We start from the raw sequence: 18,689 nt of genomic DNA, 5'->3' as shown, positions 1-18,689 counted from the left end.
GGCCGCGTCACGGGTCAGGTAGCGCTTGTCCCTGATGCGCTCGGTTTTTAGGGATGAGAAGAAGCTCTCCATGGCAGCATTGTCCCAGACGTTACTTGAGCGGCTCATCGAGCAGGTGACGCCGTTTTCGGCCAGCAACTCCTGGAAGTGCTGGCTGGTGTATTGGCTGCCCTGATCCGAGTGGTGCAGCAGCGCGTCCGACTTGCCTCGACGCCAGATCGCCATGATGAGCGCGTCGGTGACGAGCACCGCCGTCATCTCGGCCTTCATCGACCAGCCGACGACACGGCGCGAGAACAGGTCGATCACGGCCGCTACATTGAGCCAGCCCTCTGCGGTCCAGACACAGGTGAAGTCGGCAATCCAGCGCTGGTTGGGCCGCTCGGCATGGAACTCCCTATCGAGCATGTTGGGAGCGATTGCCGACCGCTGGCCCTCATCCCTCGGCAGCCCTCGTCGGCGTGGCCTCGCGCGCAGGGCCTGCGCCCGCGTCAACCGCTCGATCCGATGCAGGCCACAATCGACGCCTTCGGCCGGCACGTCTCGCCAGACACGGCGCGCCATAGGTGCGATCCGACCCAAGGAAGCTCGCCCGGACCTTCGTGCCGACCTCCTCGTCGTCGCGCGCACGCTTGCTCGGCGACCGGTTGAGCCAGGCATGGAAGCACGTTCTCGTGCACATCCAGATCGCGCGACGCCTGCGCCACGCTCACCCCACGGTCCTTGATCAGACGAACCGCCTCGATCTTGAATTCACGCCCAAACTTCCGCCGCTGCATACGCCTCCTCCGGCTTCATGAAACACCTAATCGCGGTGTCCACGAAACCGGCAGCAGGCCAAAGTAGTTTGACAGTTCGCCGGCCACGGCAAAGGAGCCAAGCCGATCTCTCAGCCCGCTGGAATCGCCGCGGGGTCCACCCACACCGCTTCCCAGACATGGCCGTCGGGGTCGGCCAGGCTGCGGTTGAACAGGAAGCCGAGGTCCTGCTGCGGATTGACGTCGGCGTTGCCGCCATGGCTCGCCGCCGCCTCGTTCATCCGGTCAACGGCTTCGCGGCTGTCGCAGGAGATCGCCAGCATCACCTCGCTCATGCTCGCCGGCGGGATCGGGCGGCGGGTGAAGCTGCTCCATTTGGAGTGGGTCAGCAGCATCACATGGATCGCCTCGCTCCAGACCATGCAGGCCGAGCTATCATCGCTGAACTGGGGATTGTTGATGAACCCGAGCGCTTCGTAGAAGGCCTTGGCGCGCGCCAGATCCGTCACCGGCAGGTTCACGAAAATCATCCTGGTCATCTTGCATCTCCCGCGATCGTGGCGAGGCGCGCCCGCCCTGTCCAACAAGCGCCGCGATGACCACCACCGCGGCTGCTTGATGGCGAGTGTTAGGGGCGATGCGGCATCCGCGAATTGATGTTTGGTAAGAAAACGCCTCAGCCGCGCTCCATCCGGCCATAGGCGATGGCGCGCCTCAGGCGGCTGAGGCTTTCCGGAGTGATGCCGAGCCAGGCGGCGATGTGATGCTGCTTCAGCCGCTTGTGCAGCTCCGGCTCACGGCGGATGAAGTCGCGATAGCGCTTCATGGCGTCATCGTGCCGGAAGGAGATCTCGTCAGGTTCCTTGTCGATGATCCAGTGGCGTTCCATGTAGCGGATGTAGAAGGCGGCGATATCGGGGAACGTCGCGGCAAGCTTCCGGAAGGCCGCGAAATCGTATTCGAGGACGCTGCTGTCCTCGATCGCCGTGATGGTGAACAGGCTCGGTTCGCCCAGCAGCGTGGCGCTGACCGAGGCGGCGATACGGTTCTCCGGAAAGAAGTATTTGACGATCAGATCGCCGTCCGGGCCGACATAGTGCTGGTAGAACAGCCCCTCGACGACGAAGGCGTAGCGCGTCGGGACATCTCCTGCCCTGACGAAGATCTCGTCCCTGCGATACCGCCCGGGCCGCAGAAGGGCAGCCCAGGCGCGCTCGGCCGCCTCCGACAGCTCGGCATAGGTCCGGATTTTCGCGAAGAAGGCATCCGTCGTCATTCAACGACCCCGCAAATATGCGGCATCGTTCAAAGCGAGTGCCGGCCGCTCAAAGTTGCCGCAAGCCGATATGCTCGATCAAGGGAATGATCTCGTCGCGCGCGGCGACGCGGTGCGCCCGGGCGCTGCGCTGCGCCTCGTCCGTATCGCCTGAGCGCACAGCTGCGATGATCAGGCGATGCGCCTGCGCCGAGCCGACCGGCCTGGCCCGCAGCTTCAGCGTCAGCATGCGGGCGCGATGGGCCTGGTCGGTCACCGTCTGGGCGATGCGGCGCAGGCGGCCATTGCCGCAGCGCTCGACAAGCAGGCGATGGAACAGCTCGTCGGCCTCGGCCCAGCCCCGCAGGTCGTCGTCGGCCAGCGCCCTGTCCATTGCGACGGTCGCTGCTTCGAGTTGGTCGGCGACGGCCGCGCGCGACGCTTCGGGCAAGGCCGCCAGCAGCTCGGCTGCCATCGATTCCACCGCGATGACGACCTCGTAGATCTCGCGGATGTCCTGCGGCGCCAGCGGGCAGATCAGCACGCCGCGCTTGGAGAGGACGCGGACCAGCCCGTCCTCCTGCAGGCGGATGATCGCCTCGTGCACCGGCGTGCGGCTCATGCCGAGGCGAACCGCGATCTCCTGCTCCGAGCCCTGATAGCCCGGTGGAAAATCATTGTCGCGGATCGCCTGTTTCAGCGCCGCATAGGCCTCGTCGACCAGTGAGCCGCGCCTCGCTCCCACTTCGACAATCTCGGCACGCGCTAGCTCGACCATGGTCCCTCCGTGGCCGATTGAGCACAAATGATTGTTTCCATGCAAGCAAGAATGGAAGCTTGACAGCCCTTATCCCAGCGACGACGATCCACCATGCAAACTTCCATGGAAGATAAATGGGAAAGCAGACCGACGCGCCGCCGAACGGCGCTCGCACAGGGAGAGAACCGATGAAGCGAATGCTGCTGACGCTGGCGCTCGGGCTGGCGGCGACATCTCCGGCGATGGCGCAGGCGCCCTACCCGACCCGCGCGATCACATTGGTCGTGCCTTTCGCGGCGGGCGGCACCACCGACATCGTGGCTCGGCTGATGGCCGACCATATGGGCCGCACGCTCGGCCAGTCGGTCGTGGTCGAGAACGTCGCCGGCGCCGGCGGCACCACGGGCGCGACCCGCGTCGCCAAGGCGACGCCCGATGGCTACACGCTGCTGATGGGCAATCTCGGCACGCAGGCGGCCAGCGTCGGGCTCTATCCCAGGCTCGCCTACGACCCCCGCACCGATTTCGAGCCGGTGATGAACTCGGCCTCGACGCCGATGCTGGTGGTCGCCAAGAAGGACCTGCCCGTCAAGGATTTCCGCGAGTTCGTCGCCTATCTCAAGGCCAATGCCGAGAAGCTGAACTACGGCTCCGGCGGCGTCGGCTCGACCTCGCATCTGACCTGCCTCTTCCTGGATTCGCTGCTCGGCACCAAGCCGCAACACGTTCCCTTCCGCGGCTCGGGGCCGGCGCTGAACGCGCTACTCGGCGGCCAGGTCGACTATGTCTGCGACCAGACCGTCGCCATCGTCCCGAGCGTGCAGGCCAAGGAGGGCAACGGCCTCGTCGTCGCGGTCAAGAGCCGGCTGTCGGTCATTCCCGATGTCCCGACCGCGGCCGAACAGGGCCTGCCGCAATTCCAGGCCACCGGCTGGAACGCGATGTTCGCGCCCAAGGGCACGCCGAAGGAGATCGTCGACAAGCTGAACGCCGCCGCCCGCGCTGCGCTCAAGGACGAGCCGACGCGCAAGCGCTTCCTCGAGCTCGGCGCAGAACTGCCCGACGAGGCCGGCCAGACGCCAGCCGCACTCGGCGAGCTCGTCCGCAGCGAGATCGACAAATGGGTGCCGGTCATCCGCAATGCCGGCGTCACCGCCCAGTAGTCACCATGGCGGTGCCCGGTCCTCCCGGGCACCGCATCATCACAGCAATAGCACCACAGCATCGGACGAGAGCATGCGCACGCACAGGATCGCCGCCATCGGCGGGGACGGTATCGGCCCCGAGGTCATCGCCGCCGGGCTCCAGGCCCTGGATGTCTGCGCCGAGCGCGATGGCGGCTTCCGCCTCGATATCGAAGCCTTCGACTGGGGGTCCGACTATTATCGCCGGCACGGCGTGATGATGCCGGCCGATGGGGCCGATCAGCTCCGCGCCTTCGACGCGATCTATTTCGGGGCCGTCGGCGCGCCCGATATCCCCGACCACCTGACGCTGTGGGGTCTCAGGCTCGCGATCTGCCAGCCGCTCGACCAGTACGCCAATGTCCGCCCGACGCGCATCCTGCCCGGCATCACCAGCCCGCTGCGCCATGTCTCCGGTCCGGAGCTCGACTGGGTGATCGTGCGCGAGAATTCGGAGGGCGAGTATTCCGGCGTCGGCGGGCGCGTCCACAAGGGCCTGCCCGAGGAGGTCGCGACCGATGTCGCCATGTTCACCCGCGCCGGCGTTACCCGGATCATCCGCTACGCCTTCGAGGTCGCCCGCTCACGGCCACGCAAGCTCCTGACCGTGGTCACCAAGTCGAACGCTCAGCGCCACGGCATGGTGATGTGGGATGAGATCGCCGCCGAAGTCGCAGCAGGCTTCCCGGATGTCGCCTGGGACAAGATGCTGGTCGATGCGATGACCATGCGCATGACGCTGAAGCCGGAGACGCTCGACACCATCGTCGCGACCAATCTCCATGCCGACATCCTCTCGGATCTCGCCGCGGCGCTCGCCGGCTCGCTCGGCATCGCGCCGACAGCGAATCTCAACCCCGAGCGCAAGACACCGTCGATGTTCGAGCCGATCCATGGCTCGGCCTTCGACATCACCGGCAAGGGCATCGCCAATCCCGTCGCGACCTTCTGGACCGGGGCGATGATGCTGGAGCATCTTGGCGAGAGGGCCGCGGCGGCGCGCCTGATGCGCGCGGTCGAGCGCGTCACGGCTGATCCTGCCTTGCACACGCCGGACCTCGGCGGCAGCGCGACGACGGCACAGGTGACGCAGGCCGTCTGCGAGGCACTCAGGGGCGACAACATCTGAGCGACGGGGGCGCTGGCGAGAGTGGTGTGCGACGGTGCTGACCATGACAGGGCAGCGATAATCGTCTAAGGCGGCGCTCTCCCGCCCCTCGCCCGCTCGATGCTGTTCAACTCCTTCGCCTTCCTGCTCGGCTTCCTGCCGCTCGCACTCGCCCTGCACTGGCTGGTCGAGCGCTTCGCGCCGACCTGGCGGCTGCCGTTGCTGGCGGTGCTCTCCTTCGCCTTCTATGGCTGGTGGGACTGGCGCTTCGTGCCGCTGCTCGCCTTCTCGATCCTGCTCAACTGGCTGATCGCGGAAGCCTTCCAGAAGACCAGGGCCGGCGGCCTGATCACGCTCGCCATCGCGATCAACCTCGCGATCCTGGCGCTGTTCAAGTACTTCAACTTCTTCGCCGATCTCGCTGCGATGATTCCGGGATTGCCGACGACGAAGCTCGACCTCGCGCTGCCGCTCGGCATCTCCTTCTTCACCTTCCACCATGTGATGTACCTGACCGATCTGCGCCGGGGACAAGCGCCGCGCTACGATCTCGTGCGCTACGCGCTCTACATCGCCTTCTTCCCGCAGGTACTGGCCGGGCCGCTGGTGCGCTGGCGCGAGATCATGCACCAGTTCGAGGAGCGGCCTTACCTCAGGCCCGACGCGGCCGAGCGCATCGCCCACGGCATCATGCTGCTGACGATCGGCCTGGCCAAGAAGGTGCTGATCGGCGACCCGCTCTCCGACTATGCCAACCCGGTCTTCGCCGCCGCCGCGGCCGGCGACGTCGTGAGCCTGGTACAGGCCTGGCAGGGGACGCTGGCCTTCACCTTCCAGATCTATTTCGACTTCTCCGGCTACACCGACATGGCGCTGGGCCTGGCCCTGCTGTTCGGCATCGTGCTGCCGCAGAATTTCGACGCGCCCTATCGCGCCGTCAGTCTGCAGGATTTCTGGCGGCGCTGGCACATGACCTTGTCGCGCTTCCTGCGCGATTATCTCTACATCCCGCTCGGCGGCTCGCGGCATGGCCTGCCGCTGCAGCTCTGGGCGCTGTTCGCCACCATGGCGCTCGGCGGCCTCTGGCACGGCGCCGGCCTCAACTTCGTCGCCTGGGGCGCGGCGCATGGCGTCGTGCTCGCCATCGGCGTGCTCTGGCGGCGCGCCGGGCTGCCGATGCCCAGGCTGCTCGGCTGGGCGCTGACCTTCCTCTTCGTAGCCGTCTGCTGGGTGCTGTTCCGCGCGACGTCCTTCGACGCGGCGCTGGCGATCTACAAGGCCATGCTCGGCCTCGGTCCCGTCGGCACCGGCTTCAAATGGCGCGCCTTCCTGCCGGCGATAGCGGTGGCGATGATCGGCCCGACCGCCTGGGCAGCGGTGCATAAGGCGACGCCGGCGCGCTGGCTCGCCGTCGTAACAGCCATCCTCTTCGTGCTGATCCTCTTCAAGATCGGCGACGACGCCAACTACGAGTTCATCTATTTCCAGTTCTGACGTGCACCGGCAGCGACGCCGGGATGCTGCGGAGCCCACCCTGAGCCGGCCACGTATCGCCTTTCGCGACTGGCATACCCTCGCCCGGAGAATCGAGAGCCGGGCAACGATCTCGGCCAGACCCGGCAATCGCGGAAGGCCGCGGCACCGCCCGGCCCCGGCATCGCTGCAGGGGTCACCGGATTACCCTGATTTTCCAGCGCTTTGCCAGGTTGTTCACGGCTGCGCGAAAGCGATTGTTCCCGGTGTGACCAATCGCTATAAGGGCGCCAAATCGGCGGCCTCGACACGGCAAAGCCGGCGAGGTCTTCGAGCGCTCATGCAGAAGGCCTGCCATGTCGAAGCAGATTAGTCTTGCCCCTGACTACAAGCCCTCCGACAGCGAGCCGTTCATGAACGAGCGGCAGCGGGAGTATTTCCGCAGCAAGTTGCTCGCCTGGAAGGAAGAGATCCTCAAGGAGGCCAAGGAGACCCTGGTCACCTTGCAGAGCGAGAGCGAGAACCACCCGGACATCGCCGATCGCGCCTCCTCCGAGACCGATCGCGCCATCGAGCTGCGCGCCCGCGACCGCCAGCGCAAGCTGATCTCGAAGATCGACGCCGCCCTCTCCCGCATCGAGGACGGTTCCTACGGCTATTGCGAGGAGACTGGCGAGCCGATCTCGCTGAAGCGCCTGGAAGCCCGCCCGATCGCGACGCTTTCGCTGGAGGCGCAGGAGCGCCACGAGCGTAATGAACGCGTGTTCCGGGACGATTGAGGAAAGCGCGCATCGCGCTCAAACGAAAAGGCCCCGCAGGCGACTGCGGGGCCTTTTTGCGTAGAAGGCTGAACGGCCGGTCAGGCCGATGGGCTCTGCCCTACCGGAATGCCTTCGCCAGTGCGTCGGCGTGCTTGGTCAGCAGGCCAAGATCAGAGCCGACCGCGACGAAGCGATAGCCCCATTCGATATAGCGGCGCGCATCGGCCTCGGACGGCGTCAGGATGCCGGCCGGCTTGCCGAGCGCCGTCAGGCGCTCGGCCGCGCCCTTGATCGCTTCCTGCACCTCGGGATGGCCGGGATTGCCGATATGGCCGAGCGATGCCGAGAGATCGGCGGGACCGATGAAGACGCCATCGACGCCGTCGACCGAGGCGATCGCCTCGAGCTGCGCCAAGGCCTCGCCGGTCTCGACCTGGACGAGGACGCAGATCTCGGCATCGGCGCGCTTGAGATAATCCGGCACGCGGCCATAGCGACTGCCGCGCCCGCTAACGGTGATGCCGCGGATGCCGGCCGGCGGATAGCGGCAGGCAGCGACGGCCTTGGCGGCTTCCTCGGCATTCTGCACGAAGGGCACCAGCACAGCCTGCGTGCCGATGTCGAGCAGGCGCTTCAGCAGCACCGGATCGTTCCAGGCCGGGCGCACGATCGGCGTCGCGGTGCCGGCCTGCAAGGCCTGGAGCTGGGCGAGCACGGCCGGCGGCTCATTCGGCGAATGTTCGGTGTCGACCAGGATCCAGTCGAAGCCGCTATGGCCGATGAGCTCGGCGACGATCGGACTGCACAGGCTGCTCCACAGCCCGATCTGAAGCTCGCCGCGGGCGAGCGCGGCCTTGAAGGCGTTGCGGGGCAGGTCCATCGACGGCTCCTTCAGACGAACTGCACGGAGACGCTACCGAGCGGCCCGAAATCGGCGTGCAGCGTATCGCCCTTAGCCGCCCAGACCGGCCGTGTGAAGGAGCCCGACAGCATCAGGTCGCCCGGCTGCAGGGTGATGTCGAACGGCGCAAGCTTGTTGGCGAGCCAGGCGATCGCCATGGCGGGGTGGCCGAGCACGCCGGCGGCAAGGCCGGTCTCCTCGATTTCGGAGTTGCGATAGAAGATCGCGCCAACCCAGCGCAGGTCGACATCCTCGGGCCGCACTGGCCGGCCGCCCAGCACGATGCCGGCAGCGGCGCCATTGTCGGCGACCGTGTCGAAGATCTTGCGCGGCTCGGTGACGCGCGCATCGATGATCTCGATCGAGGGCACGACATATTCGGTCGCGCGGAGCACATCGATCAGCCCGATGCCCGGCCCTTTCAGCGGCTCCTTCAGGATGAAGGTCAGCTCCGGCTCGACGCGCGGTACGCAGAAGTCCTCGAACTTCACCTTGGCGCCGTCGTTCAGCAGGAGATCGTCGAAGAGATAGCCATAGTCGGGCTCGTCGATCTTCGAGGAAGCCTGCATCGCCTTGGAGGTCAGGCCGATCTTGTGGCCGATGATGCGGGCGCCCGCCTTGACCCGCTCCTGCGCCACCGCCGAGGAGATCGCGTAGGAATCGGCGATCTCGATCTCGGGGAACATCTGCGAGGGGCGTTCGCCCTGCTTCTTGGTGCGGTGGCTTTCAAGCAAAGAGCGCACCACCTGCGCGCGCTGGGCTTCGGTCAGCATGGACGTTTCCTATGATTTGCGGCGCTGAGCGCGCTTGTGGGAACGGCGATCGCATGCGGCGACCGCCGGGTGTGATGGAGAAAGCGAAGAGCCCTCAGAGCTTGACGCAGACGTTGCGCAGCTCGGTGTAGAACTCCATCGAGTGCACGCCGCCCTCGCGGCCGATGCCTGATTGCTTCGAGCCGCCGAAGGGCGTGCGCAGGTCGCGCAGGAACCAGGAGTTCACCCAGGTGATGCCGACCTCGACCTGCGCCGCGACGCGATGGGCGCGCGTCAGGTTCTGCGTCCAGATCGAGGTGGCGAGGCCGTAGGGGCTGTCGTTCGCCAGCGCGATCACCGCGTCCTCCTCGTCGAAGGGCACGATGTTGCAGCAGGGCCCGAAGATCTCCTCCCGCATCACCGCCGAATCCTCGGCAAGACCCGTCCAGATCGTCGGCTCGACGAAGGAGCCGGCGGAATACGGAGCCGCCAGCTCGGGGATGCCGCCGCCAGTGATGATCTCAGCCCCCTCGGCCTTCGCCTTGGCGTAATAGGACAGCACCTTGTCGCGATGGACTTGGCTGATCAGCGGGCCGAGCGTGGTCGAGGCTTCGAACGGGTTGCCGGGCTTCAGCTTTTCTGCCGCCTGCTTCAGCCGCTGCGTGAACTGATCGAAGATCGGCCGCTCGACATAGACACGCTCGGTGCCGAGGCAGACCTGGCCGCAATTGGCGAAGACGGCGCGGCTCACGCCCTCGATCGCCTTGTCCATGTCGCAATCGGCGAAGACCAGCGAGGCGTTCTTGCCGCCGAGCTCGAGCGAGACCGGGCGGACTCCCTTCGACGCCGCCCGCATGATCGCCTCGCCCGTCCGGGTCTCGCCGGTGAAGGTGATGCCGTCGACGAGGGGGTGGCTGGTCAGGTATTCCCCCGCGCTGTCCTCGCCGAACCCATGCACGACATTGTAGACGCCGGGCGGCACGCCGGCTTCGTTCATGATCTCGCCGAGCATGGTCGCCGTGGTCGGCGTCTCTTCGGAGGGCTTGACCACGACGGTGTTGCCGCAGGCGAGCGCCGGCGCCACCTTCCAGGTCATCAGCAGCAGCGGCAGGTTCCAGGGGCAAACCACGGCGATGACGCCCCGCGGTCCCCGGATCGCATAGTTCAGCGCCCCTGCCCCGTCCGGCGTCGCCATGCGGAAGGTCTCGGTCGAGAGCGTCAGCACCTGGTCGGCGAAGACGTTGAAGTTCGCGGCGCCGCGCGGAATGTCGATATGCGAGGCGAGGCTCCTGGGCTTGCCGGTGTCGAGCACCTCGGCGGCGAGGAAATCGTCAAAGCGGGCCATGATCCCGTCGGCGACCTTGCGCAATATGGCCGAGCGCTGCTGCTCGCTCATCTTGCCCCACGGCCCCTTGAGCGCGCGCTTGGCCGCCTTGACCGCATCATCGACCGCGGCCGAGTCGGCCTCCGGCACGAGGTTGATCAGCTCGCCCGTCGCCGGATGGCGGTTCTCGAAGCTGCTGCGGCCGGCCGGCACGAAGCGCCCGTCGATGAAATGCGACAGGCGGGCGGTCTCGGCGCTGGCAGCAGCGCTCTGGTAGCGCGGAACGGCGCTGTTCATCGTCTCACTCCCGGTCTGTTGTTGTCGTCATGGGCGCATCATCGCGCCGCCATTCACGTCGAGGATGGCGCCGGAGACGAAGCTCGCCGCCGGTGAGCAGAGGAAGGCGATCGGCCAGGCGATCTCCTCCGGCCGGGCGGCCCGGCCGAGCGGATGCTTGGCCAGCGTCGCCGAAAGGTCGTGGACGCCGACCATGGCCGTGTCGGTGACCCCCGGCGCAACGCCGTTGATGAGCACGCCCTGCCCGCCGAAACGGGCCGCGAGCCAGCGCACCAGCGTGTGCAGGCCGCCCTTGGACGCCGCGTAATGCGGACCGACGCCCGGGAAGGAGCCGCCGGTCGCGGCCACGATCGAGCCGACGAGGACGACCCGCCCACCACCGCGCCCTGCCATGGTGGGCACGAGCTCGCGCGCCAGCCGCATCGGCGCCATCAGGTTGAGCGACAGCGTGGTCTCGGCGACCTCCTCCCAGCCATCGGCATCCCAGTCGAGCGGGCGATAGATGCCGGCGCCGAGGACGGCGGCATCGATCGGCCCGGCCTGTTCGGACAGGCGCCGCGGCGCCTCATCGTCAAGCAAATCGATGACGATCTCGCGGGCTGCACCCGCCTTCTCGCCGAGCCCCGCGATCGTCGCCTCGCAGGAGATGCGGTCGGTCAGGACGAGCGCGGCGCCAAGATTTGCCAGCACCTGCGCCGTCACTGCGCCGATGCCACCGGCCGCACCGGTGACCAGAATGGTCTGGCCGCTCAGATCAAAACCGCTCACGCCTTGCCTCCGAAAATCTGGTCGTCGTCCCGCGCCAGCGCAGCCATCGCCTTGCGGACTTCTTCTGCAGTGCGCGACAGGTGCAGCTCGGTCATCCGGCAAGCCCGCAGCGCATTGCGCTGCATGGTGGCGTCGTAGATGGCGCGGTGCTCGTCATGGACGTTGCGCCAGCCGCGCGAGACGTTGAGCGAGACGCGGCGATAGCGCTCGGACTGCTGGTAGAGCAGGTCCCGCAGCTTGATCAGCATCGGCGAGCCGGCGGCCGAGACAAGCGCGGCATGAAAGGCGCGGTTGCGCGCCTCCCAGATCTCGATCTGCCCCGGCGGCAGCGCCTCGCTGGTATGCGGCAGATGCTCTTCGATCTCAGCCAGCGCCTCGAACGCCGCCGTGACCTCGCGCTCCCACGCCGCATCGCCATTGCGGATCGCGGCATTGAGCGCCTCGGCCTCGATCAGGGCGCGGACGCGCGAGACATCGTCGAGCTCGTCGAGCGAGAGCGGCGCCACCCAGAAGCCGCGCTGCCCTTCCGAGACGACGAGCAGGTCGCCCATCAGGCGGGCGAGCGCCTCGCGCAGCGGCGACATGCCGACTTCATAGTCCTGCGCCAGGCCTTCGAGCTTCAGCTTGCTGCCGGCAGCGAGCCGGCCATTGACGATGTCGCCGCGCAATTGGCGGTAGGTCCGGTCGGCCAGAGTCTTGTCGGAAGAGGACATTCCGAAGCACGCAGCTCCCGTTGTCGATAACCCTCTCTACCATTGAATTTCGAAATTACAATCCCGATGAGATCGATCGAGGTCACGCAGAATCCCTTTAATTCCTATAATTCAAAGGATTCTCTATAAGAGGCCGCGTGAAGGCGAATTCAGTGTGTCGAAAAAATATCGAAATAATGTTGACAGCCCAAAGCTGTTCTGATCGGATGCCGGCCAATCGAGTGGCACCAAGATCGCCCCGTTGGAGGACGTCCCATGACCGAGCGCTTTCCGCTGTCCCGCCGCAGCTTCCTCGCGACCGCAGGCGCCACCGCCCTCTCCGGCGCGATCAGCGCGCCCGCTTTGGCGCAGGGCGCCAAGCCCCTGAAGATCGGCATGGTGACCTCGCTGTCGGGGCCGTTCACGGCGCTCGGCGAGAGCATGCGCGCCGGCATGCAGATGTTCCTCGCCGAAAATGGCGGCAAGCTCGCCGGCCGCGCCGTCGAACTGATCGTCGAGGACGATCAGGCCAAGCCGGACGAGGGCGTGCGCAAATTCCGCAAGCTGCTCGGGCAGGACAATGTCGACATCGTCTCCGGCGTGATCTCCTCCGCCGTGGCACTCGCCGTCCGCGACGTGGTGACCGAGGCCAAGGCACTGACCTTCATCTCGGCCGGCTCGGCCAATGATCTCGCCCGCAAGGCGGCGAGCCCCTTCGTCTTCCGGCCGACCAAGACCAACTGGATGCTCGGCCACACCGCCGGCCAGTGGGCTTTCGAGAAGCTCGGCAAGTCCGGCTGCCTGACCATCGCCGCCGACTATGCCGCCGGCCGCGAATCCGTCGGCGATTTCGTCGCGAGCTACCAGCAGCAGGGCGGCAAGGTCGGCAAGCAGCTCTGGGCGCCGCTCGGCACCACCGATTTCGGGCCGCTGCTGACGACGATCGCCGCCGAGAAGCCGGAGTTCATCTTCTCCTTCTTCGCCGGCTCGGATGCGGTGCGCTTCCTGCGCCAGATGCGCGAGTACCGCCTGCACGGCAAGGTCAAGCTGATCGGCAGCGGCGCGCTGTTCGACCAGGAGGACGTGGTCTCGGCCGTCAAGGAAGCGGCGCTCGGCGGGCTCAATACCTGCAACCAGTCACCGACGGCGCCGAGTTCGGCCGCCTTCACCAAGGCCTATCAGGCGCTCCGCAACGCCATGCCCGGCGAGATGGGCACGGCCGGCTACGTCACCGGCCAGGTGATCAAGGCCGCGGCCGAGCGCGTCCAGGGCGATCTCTCCAACAAGGAGAAGGTCAAGGAAGCGCTGCTCGCCAAGGAAGTCGAGACGGTGTTCGGGCCGATGCCGTTCGACCCCCGCAACAACCAGGCGATCCTCGACATCTACGTCAACGAGATCAAGGAAGGCACCGGCGGCCCGGTCAACCAGGTGATCCACACCTACAAGGCCGTGCGCGATCCGGGCCCGGTGGCCTAAGTCCTACGAAGGAGCTTTTCCGTGGGCTTCTACGCCGTCCAGAGCCTGAACGCGCTGTCGTTCTCGATGCTGCTGCTGCTGACAGGCCTCGGCCTGTCGGTGGTGCTCAACCTGATGAACTTCGTCAACCTGACCCACGGCTCCTTCTTCCTGCTCGGTGCCTATGTCGGCGTCTACTGGCTGGCCTCCGGCGCGCCCTGGTGGCTCGCCTTCCCGGTCGCTTTCGCGGCCGCTGGCCTCGCCGGCTTCCTGCTGGAGCGCTTTCCGTTCCGGCAGTTCTATGCGCGCACGCATCTGATGCAGGTGCTGCTGACCTACGGCCTCTCGGTGATCTTCGCCGACCTGATGCGCTGGGGTTTCGGCGCGCAGATCCTCTCGGCGGAGATTCCGGAGGCGCTGCGCGGCGTCGTCTTCATCATGGACATGCCGTTCCCGATCTACCGGCTCTTCATCATCGGCTTCGGCGCAGCGCTCGCCTTCGCGCTCTGGTTCGTGATCGACCGCACCATCTGGGGCGCGGTGGTCAGGGCCTGCGTCACCGATCGCGGTTTCGTCGAGACCCTCGGCCTCGACACCCGCCGGATCTTCACCGCCGTGCTGGTGATCTCGGCGGGCCTGGGCGGCATCTCCGGCGCGCTCGGCGCCGGCATCCTCTCCGCCTATCCCGGCCTCGACGAGGAGGTGCTGATCCTGGCGCTGATCGTCGTCGTCGCCGGCGGGCTCGGCACCTTCCGCGGCACGGTGCTGAGCGCGCTGCTGCTCGGCTTCGCCATGACCTTCTCCAAGGTCTGGGTGCCGGAATTCTCGAACGTCGTCGCCCTCGCCGTCATGGCCGCGCTGCTGGTCGCGCTGCCGGAAGGCCTGGTCGCCAAAAAGGTGAGGCAGGTATGAGCTCGATCGCCGACGGGACCGGCCGCGTGGAGGCGTCCCCCGCCAGTGAGCGGCGCAGCCTGCCGATGACCGCGAAGGCTGCGCTGCTCGCCCTCGCCGCTGCGGTTCCCCTGCTGTTCGCCGGCGACTACCAGCTGCGCTTCCTGGCCGAGATCCTGATCATCGGCACCGCCGTGCTCAGCCTCGACCTGCTGGTTGGTTTCGGCGGGCTGGTCTCGCTCGGCCACGCCGTCTTCTTCGGCGGCGCGGCCTATGCCGCCGCGATCGCCGCGCAGACGCTCGGCGCCGATGTCGTGGTGATGCTCGCCGTCGGCATCGCCACCGGCATGGCCTCGGCGCTGTTGATGGGCGTCGTGGTGATGCGCACCATCGCCCTGTTTTTCCTGATCCTCAGCCTGATCGTCGGCCAGATCGTCTGGGAGGTGGTGTTCCACTGGCGCGAGGTCACCGGCGGCGCCGACGGCCTGCGCGGCTTCCCGGTGCTCACCTTGCACACCGGCTTCGCCACGATCCCGCTCAACAATGGCGTCGCGCTCTATCTCGCTGCGCTCGTGCTGGCGCTCGCCGCCTATTTCGCCGCCCGCTCCTTCGTAACAGCGCCGATCGGCCGCGCTTTGCTGGGCACGCGCGAGCGACAGCTCCGGATGAGCGCGCTGGGCTATTCGATCCCGCGTATCCGCCTGATGGCGCTGCTCGCCTCCGGCGCCATCGCCGGAGCAGCCGGGGCGCTCTATCCCTTCGTCAACCAGTATGTCGGCCCCAATGCCGTGCATTGGACGATGTCGGCGATGATGATCATCATGCTGGTGATCGGCGGCGTCGGCTCGCTCTATGGCGCCTTCATCGGCTCGGCGATCTATCTGGGCATCCAGACCTATGTCTCGTCCTATACCGATCGCTGGCAACTGGTCGTCGGCCTCGTCTTCGTGCTGACCGTGATGATCATGCCGAAGGGCGTCGTCGCCGGGCTGAGGGCCGCCTTCGGTCGGCGCAAGGATGCGGAGGGCCGCTCATGAGCGCGAACGCCGTTCCCGCTCTCGCGATCGAGGGCATCGCCAAATCCTTCGGCGGGCTGAAGGTGCTGAGCGATGTCTCGGTCACGCTCGGACAGGGCGAATGCCTCGGCCTGATCGGCCCCAACGGCGCCGGCAAGACAACGCTGTTCAACATCGTCACCGGTTTCCTGATCCCCGACCAGGGCCGCGTCGCCTTCGCCGGCGAGGACATCACCAGGGCGAAGCCGGATGTGCGCGTCCGCGCCGGGCTGGTGCGCACGTTCCAGAAGAGCATGGCCTTCCCGGAGCTCAGCGTCCGCGAGAACCTTGCTCTGGCGGCACGATCCCGGAGCGGCGAAGGCTATGGCTGGTCCGGCAGCCGCAAGGCGGTCGCGTCCGCGGACGAAGCCGCCGATGAATTGCTGACCCGCGCGCAGTTGCGCGAGCGGGCCGAATTGCCGGTCGCCGGCCTGTCCTATGGCGAGCAGCGCATCGTCGACGTGCTGGTCTCGCTGGCGATGCGCCCGCGCGTGCTCCTGCTCGACGAGCCGACCGCCGGCCTGTCGCGGGCCGAGGGTGAGCATCTGATCGAGGTCGTCCGCACGCTCGGCGAGGACCTCTCGACCATTCTGATCGCGCACGATCTCGATATCGTCTTCGGTGTCTGCGACCGCGTCGCCGTGCTCGATCTCGGCCGATTGATCGCCTGCGATACGCCGGACGCGATCAAGGCGCATGAGGGCGCGCAGGCCGCCTATCTCGGCGCCTCGCTCGGGGAGGCCGCATGATGTCGGCAAAAACACAGCAACAGGCGGCTGCCGCGACCTATCTCGAGGTCGCCGGGCTCGATGCCGGCTATGACGGCGTGCGCGTCCTGCACGGCGTCGACTTCTCGCTGGCGCAGGGCGAGGCGGTGGCGCTGCTCGGCCGCAACGGCGCCGGCAAGAGTACGCTCTGCTCGGCCCTGTTCGGGCTGGAGCCGCAGGTCACCGGCCGCATCGCGATCAAGGGTCAGGAGGTCGCCGGCTGGCCGGGGCACCGCATCGCCCGGCTCGGCGTCGCGCTGGTGCCGCAGGGCCGCGGCGTCTACGCCAACCTCACGGTCGACGAGAACCTGACCATGGCCGCCCTGTGGTCGCGCAAGCAGCCGAACCGGCGCTGGGTCAAGGAGCGTATCTACGAGGACTTCCCGCGCCTAGCCGAGCGCCGTTCCTTCTCCAGCGGCGCGCTCAGCGGCGGCGAGCGGCAATTGCTGGCGATCGCCCGCGCTTTGCTGACGCAGGCCGACCTGATCGTGCTCGACGAGCCGAGCGAGGGCCTCTCGCCACGGGCGATCGAAGAGGTCATCATCGGCACGGTCGGGCGCTTGCGCGGCGAGGGCTATACCTTGCTGATCGCCGAGCAGAACCTCGCCATGGCGCTGAAGCTCGCCGAGCGGGCGCTGGTCCTCGACCATGGCCGCGTCGTCTTCGACGGGCCGTCCGACGTCTTGATGGCCGACAAGGACCTCCAGAAAGAGCATCTCGGGCTATGAGCGACGCGATCACCATCGAGCAATTGCGCTATGTCCGGCTCGGCACCGCCGATCTGAAGGGCGCGGCCGATTTCGCCTCGCGCATCCTCGGCCTCCAGCTGGTCGATCGGACCGACACGGCCGCCTATTTCCGCTCCGATTATCGCGACCACACGCTGGTCTATGTCGACGGTCTCGATGCCGGCCAGGCGATCGGCTTCGAGGTGCGCGATCCCGATGCGCTGGCCCATGCCGAGACGGTGCTGCAGGGCGCGGGCTTCACCACGACGCGTGGCGCTGCCGAGGCTTGCGCCGTCAGAAAGGTCCGGCAATTCGTCTCGTTCCGCATGGCAGCCGGCTACGATATCGAGCTGGTAGTCCGGCCGCTGGAATCGGGCTGGCGCTATCACGGCCCGCGCGATGCCGGCATCACCGGGCTGGAAGCGATCGCCTTGCGCGGCGCGCCCGACGCTTCCGACCAGCAGGTCTGGACCAAGCTGCTCAGCGGCAAGGTCAGCGACTGGGTGGGCGAGGCCGCCTATATCCGCTTCGACGAGGCGCATCACCGCATCGCCGTGCACCCCTCGCAGGAGAAGGGCATCCTCTCCATCGAGTTCGGCGTCGAGGACGTCGATCTTGTCATGCAGAACGCCTATCATCTGCGTGGCGCCCAGGCGCGCATCATGGATGGCCCCGGCCGGCGCGCCACCTCGCAGCAGCTCTTCCTCAGCGTCGCCGGCCCCGACGGCGTCAACTTCTCCTATGTCGCCGAGGGCGAGCGCCTCGCCTCTCCGCGCCGCGCCCGGCAGTTCCCGCGCAAGCGCGACTCCTTCTGCGCCTGGGGCAGCGACACCCAGATTCCCGAATACCAGTGAAGCGTCTTCGCCGGCTCCGCGCCGGCAGGAGGGAGCGACCATGATCAAGCTTGCCGATGTCTCCTATGTCCGGCTCGGGACCCGTGATCTCGAAGGTGCGACCCATTTCGCCACCGAATATCTCGGCCTCGACGTCGCCGAGCGCGCCAAGGGCTCGGTTTATTTCAAGTCGGACGCGCGCGAGCACACGCTCTGCTATTTCGAGGGAGATCCGGGCGATCAGGTCGTCTGCTTCGAGGTCGAGGAGCAGTTCCATCTCGACGAGGCCGCGACGCAGCTCGAAAGCCTCGGCCACCCCGTCCGGCGCGGCACCGCCTCCGAGGCGGCGCTGCGCAAGGTCCACGACTTCATCGCCTTCCGCGACCCGACCGGCAACCCGATCGAGCTCGCCTGGCGGCCGGCCTATAGCGGGCGGCGCTATCACGGCGCGCGCGATGCCGGCATCACCGGCTTCAGCCATGTCGGCCTCTGCTCCAGCGACCTCGCCCGTGACGAGGCGTTCTGGACCAAGGTCACCAATGCCCAGGTCTCTGACCGGATCGGCGACGCGCCGCTGCTGCGCATCGACGAAGTCCATCACACCATCGCGCTGTTCCCGTCACCCAAGGCCGGCATCCAGCACATCAATCACCAGGTCGAGACCGGCGACGACATCATGCGCTCGCACCAGTTCCTGAAGGATCGGCAGGTGCGCATGGTTTTCGGCCCCGGCCGGCATCCGACCTCCTCGGCCAAGTTCCTCTATTTCGAGGGGCCCGAGGGCATGGTCTTCGAATATTCCAGCGGCGTGCGCGAGATCGCCGACGAGCTGCTCTGGCGCGAACGGCAGTACATGTTCGAGCCGAAGGGCTTCTGCAAATGGGGCGCCAAGCCCAACATCACCGAATTCAACAAGTGAGCGCGCCC

Annotated in this window: 20 protein-coding genes and 1 pseudogene; 11 read left to right on the top strand and 10 right to left on the bottom strand. The window is 67.0% G+C overall.

The window, feature by feature from the left end; all coding sequences use genetic code 11:
* The 5 genes and pseudogenes from VGV58_RS28830 to VGV58_RS28810 form a co-directional block, all read right to left on the bottom strand.
* Window positions 1–660: IS3 family transposase (locus VGV58_RS28830; protein WP_326877512.1), on the bottom strand; the 660-nt coding region annotated here is incomplete at its 3' end.
* Window positions 661–716: 56 nt separating this feature from the next.
* Window positions 717–779 (bottom strand): annotated as a pseudogene (locus tag VGV58_RS28825) (hypothetical protein); the annotation flags it as partial.
* Between the two features lie 110 nt (window positions 780–889).
* A complete protein-coding gene (locus VGV58_RS28820) occupies window positions 890–1,297 on the bottom strand; it encodes a VOC family protein (RefSeq protein ID WP_326877511.1) in 408 nt (135 codons plus the stop codon).
* A gap of 137 nt (window positions 1,298–1,434) precedes the next feature.
* Window positions 1,435–2,034: a Crp/Fnr family transcriptional regulator gene (locus tag VGV58_RS28815; RefSeq protein ID WP_326877510.1), complete on the bottom strand. Its 600-nt coding sequence runs from the start codon at window positions 2,032–2,034 to the stop codon at window positions 1,435–1,437.
* Between the two features lie 49 nt (window positions 2,035–2,083).
* Window positions 2,084–2,791, bottom strand: coding sequence for a GntR family transcriptional regulator (locus VGV58_RS28810; RefSeq protein WP_326877509.1), 708 nt, complete (start codon window positions 2,789–2,791; stop codon window positions 2,084–2,086).
* 170 nt (window positions 2,792–2,961) lie between these two features.
* On the opposite strand from VGV58_RS28810, the gene VGV58_RS28805 reads away from it, so the two are divergent.
* From VGV58_RS28805 to dksA, 4 genes are all read left to right on the top strand, one after another.
* The gene (locus VGV58_RS28805) at window positions 2,962–3,936 is read left to right on the top strand and encodes a tripartite tricarboxylate transporter substrate-binding protein (protein WP_326877508.1); all 975 of its coding nucleotides are present in this window, start codon (window positions 2,962–2,964) and stop codon (window positions 3,934–3,936) included.
* 73 nt (window positions 3,937–4,009) lie between these two features.
* Window positions 4,010–5,086, top strand: a complete 1,077-nt coding sequence (locus tag VGV58_RS28800) for a tartrate dehydrogenase (protein ID WP_326877507.1) — start codon at window positions 4,010–4,012, stop codon at window positions 5,084–5,086.
* Window positions 5,087–5,185: 99 nt separating this feature from the next.
* Window positions 5,186–6,559: an MBOAT family O-acyltransferase gene (locus VGV58_RS28795; protein WP_326877506.1), complete on the top strand. Its 1,374-nt coding sequence runs from the start codon at window positions 5,186–5,188 to the stop codon at window positions 6,557–6,559.
* A 335-nt stretch (window positions 6,560–6,894) separates the two neighbouring features.
* Window positions 6,895–7,317 (top strand): RNA polymerase-binding protein DksA, encoded by a 423-nt coding sequence (gene dksA, locus VGV58_RS28790; RefSeq protein ID WP_326877505.1) that lies wholly within the window; start codon window positions 6,895–6,897, stop codon window positions 7,315–7,317.
* A gap of 100 nt (window positions 7,318–7,417) precedes the next feature.
* Here dksA and VGV58_RS28785 read toward each other — a convergent pair whose 3' ends face one another.
* The 5 genes from VGV58_RS28785 to VGV58_RS28765 form a co-directional block, all read right to left on the bottom strand.
* Window positions 7,418–8,179 carry an HpcH/HpaI aldolase family protein gene (locus tag VGV58_RS28785; protein ID WP_326877504.1) on the bottom strand — a complete coding sequence of 254 codons (762 nt, stop codon included), beginning with the start codon at window positions 8,177–8,179 and terminating at the stop codon, window positions 7,418–7,420.
* A gap of 11 nt (window positions 8,180–8,190) precedes the next feature.
* Window positions 8,191–8,973 (bottom strand): 2-oxo-hept-4-ene-1,7-dioate hydratase, encoded by a 783-nt coding sequence (gene hpaH / locus VGV58_RS28780; protein ID WP_326877502.1) that lies wholly within the window; start codon window positions 8,971–8,973, stop codon window positions 8,191–8,193.
* A gap of 94 nt (window positions 8,974–9,067) precedes the next feature.
* A complete protein-coding gene (locus tag VGV58_RS28775) occupies window positions 9,068–10,573 on the bottom strand; it encodes a 2-hydroxymuconic semialdehyde dehydrogenase (protein ID WP_326877501.1) in 1,506 nt (501 codons plus the stop codon).
* A gap of 27 nt (window positions 10,574–10,600) precedes the next feature.
* Complete coding sequence (locus VGV58_RS28770; protein WP_326877500.1) at window positions 10,601–11,341, bottom strand: SDR family NAD(P)-dependent oxidoreductase; 741 nt, start codon at window positions 11,339–11,341, stop codon at window positions 10,601–10,603.
* Window positions 11,338–12,054: a GntR family transcriptional regulator gene (locus tag VGV58_RS28765; RefSeq protein WP_326877499.1), complete on the bottom strand. Its 717-nt coding sequence runs from the start codon at window positions 12,052–12,054 to the stop codon at window positions 11,338–11,340. The genes VGV58_RS28770 and VGV58_RS28765 overlap by 4 nt, the downstream gene beginning before the upstream one ends.
* Window positions 12,055–12,309: 255 nt before the next feature.
* Between VGV58_RS28765 and VGV58_RS28760 the strand changes: the two genes are divergently transcribed.
* From VGV58_RS28760 to VGV58_RS28730, 7 genes are read left to right on the top strand one after another with little or no spacing between them, the layout of a single operon-like run.
* Entirely contained in the window at window positions 12,310–13,509 is a 1,200-nt protein-coding gene (locus tag VGV58_RS28760) for an ABC transporter substrate-binding protein (RefSeq protein WP_326877498.1), read from the top strand.
* Window positions 13,510–13,530: 21 nt separating this feature from the next.
* Complete coding sequence (locus VGV58_RS28755) at window positions 13,531–14,400, top strand: branched-chain amino acid ABC transporter permease (RefSeq protein ID WP_326877497.1); 870 nt, start codon at window positions 13,531–13,533, stop codon at window positions 14,398–14,400.
* The gene (locus tag VGV58_RS28750) at window positions 14,397–15,416 is read left to right on the top strand and encodes a branched-chain amino acid ABC transporter permease (RefSeq protein ID WP_326877496.1); all 1,020 of its coding nucleotides are present in this window, start codon (window positions 14,397–14,399) and stop codon (window positions 15,414–15,416) included. Before VGV58_RS28755 ends, VGV58_RS28750 begins: the two co-directional genes overlap by 4 nt.
* Window positions 15,413–16,183, top strand: a complete 771-nt coding sequence (locus tag VGV58_RS28745) for an ABC transporter ATP-binding protein (protein ID WP_326877495.1) — start codon at window positions 15,413–15,415, stop codon at window positions 16,181–16,183. The genes VGV58_RS28750 and VGV58_RS28745 overlap by 4 nt, the downstream gene beginning before the upstream one ends.
* A complete protein-coding gene (locus VGV58_RS28740) occupies window positions 16,183–16,929 on the top strand; it encodes an ABC transporter ATP-binding protein (protein ID WP_326877494.1) in 747 nt (248 codons plus the stop codon). The genes VGV58_RS28745 and VGV58_RS28740 overlap by 1 nt, the downstream gene beginning before the upstream one ends.
* Window positions 16,926–17,783: a VOC family protein gene (locus tag VGV58_RS28735; protein ID WP_326877493.1), complete on the top strand. Its 858-nt coding sequence runs from the start codon at window positions 16,926–16,928 to the stop codon at window positions 17,781–17,783. The genes VGV58_RS28740 and VGV58_RS28735 overlap by 4 nt, the downstream gene beginning before the upstream one ends.
* 40 nt (window positions 17,784–17,823) lie before the next feature.
* Window positions 17,824–18,681, top strand: coding sequence for a VOC family protein (locus VGV58_RS28730; protein ID WP_326877492.1), 858 nt, complete (start codon window positions 17,824–17,826; stop codon window positions 18,679–18,681).
* The last annotated feature ends 8 nt before the right edge of the window (window positions 18,682–18,689 follow it).

The organism is Allobosea sp. (assembly GCF_035944895.1).
GTDB lineage: Bacteria > Pseudomonadota > Alphaproteobacteria > Rhizobiales > Beijerinckiaceae > Allobosea.
This window is presented reverse-complemented; position numbering and strand designations above follow the sequence as displayed.

Excerpts from the sequence above, each read along its gene's own strand:
- VGV58_RS28820 (WP_326877511.1), bottom strand. The coding sequence starts at position 1,297 with ATGACCAGGATGATTTTCGTGAACCTGCCGGTGACGGATCTGGCGCGC.
- VGV58_RS28815 (WP_326877510.1), bottom strand. The coding sequence starts at position 2,034 with ATGACGACGGATGCCTTCTTCGCGAAAATCCGGACCTATGCCGAGCTG.
- VGV58_RS28810 (WP_326877509.1), bottom strand. The coding sequence starts at position 2,791 with ATGGTCGAGCTAGCGCGTGCCGAGATTGTCGAAGTGGGAGCGAGGCGC.
- VGV58_RS28805 (WP_326877508.1), top strand. The coding sequence starts at position 2,962 with ATGAAGCGAATGCTGCTGACGCTGGCGCTCGGGCTGGCGGCGACATCT.
- VGV58_RS28800 (WP_326877507.1), top strand. The coding sequence starts at position 4,010 with ATGCGCACGCACAGGATCGCCGCCATCGGCGGGGACGGTATCGGCCCC.
- VGV58_RS28795 (WP_326877506.1), top strand. The coding sequence starts at position 5,186 with ATGCTGTTCAACTCCTTCGCCTTCCTGCTCGGCTTCCTGCCGCTCGCA.
- dksA (WP_326877505.1), top strand. The coding sequence starts at position 6,895 with ATGTCGAAGCAGATTAGTCTTGCCCCTGACTACAAGCCCTCCGACAGC.
- VGV58_RS28785 (WP_326877504.1), bottom strand. The coding sequence starts at position 8,179 with ATGGACCTGCCCCGCAACGCCTTCAAGGCCGCGCTCGCCCGCGGCGAG.
- hpaH (WP_326877502.1), bottom strand. The coding sequence starts at position 8,973 with ATGCTGACCGAAGCCCAGCGCGCGCAGGTGGTGCGCTCTTTGCTTGAA.
- VGV58_RS28775 (WP_326877501.1), bottom strand. The coding sequence starts at position 10,573 with ATGAACAGCGCCGTTCCGCGCTACCAGAGCGCTGCTGCCAGCGCCGAG.
- VGV58_RS28765 (WP_326877499.1), bottom strand. The coding sequence starts at position 12,054 with ATGTCCTCTTCCGACAAGACTCTGGCCGACCGGACCTACCGCCAATTG.
- VGV58_RS28760 (WP_326877498.1), top strand. The coding sequence starts at position 12,310 with ATGACCGAGCGCTTTCCGCTGTCCCGCCGCAGCTTCCTCGCGACCGCA.
- VGV58_RS28750 (WP_326877496.1), top strand. The coding sequence starts at position 14,397 with ATGAGCTCGATCGCCGACGGGACCGGCCGCGTGGAGGCGTCCCCCGCC.
- VGV58_RS28745 (WP_326877495.1), top strand. The coding sequence starts at position 15,413 with ATGAGCGCGAACGCCGTTCCCGCTCTCGCGATCGAGGGCATCGCCAAA.
- VGV58_RS28740 (WP_326877494.1), top strand. The coding sequence starts at position 16,183 with ATGTCGGCAAAAACACAGCAACAGGCGGCTGCCGCGACCTATCTCGAG.
- VGV58_RS28735 (WP_326877493.1), top strand. The coding sequence starts at position 16,926 with ATGAGCGACGCGATCACCATCGAGCAATTGCGCTATGTCCGGCTCGGC.
- VGV58_RS28730 (WP_326877492.1), top strand. The coding sequence starts at position 17,824 with ATGATCAAGCTTGCCGATGTCTCCTATGTCCGGCTCGGGACCCGTGAT.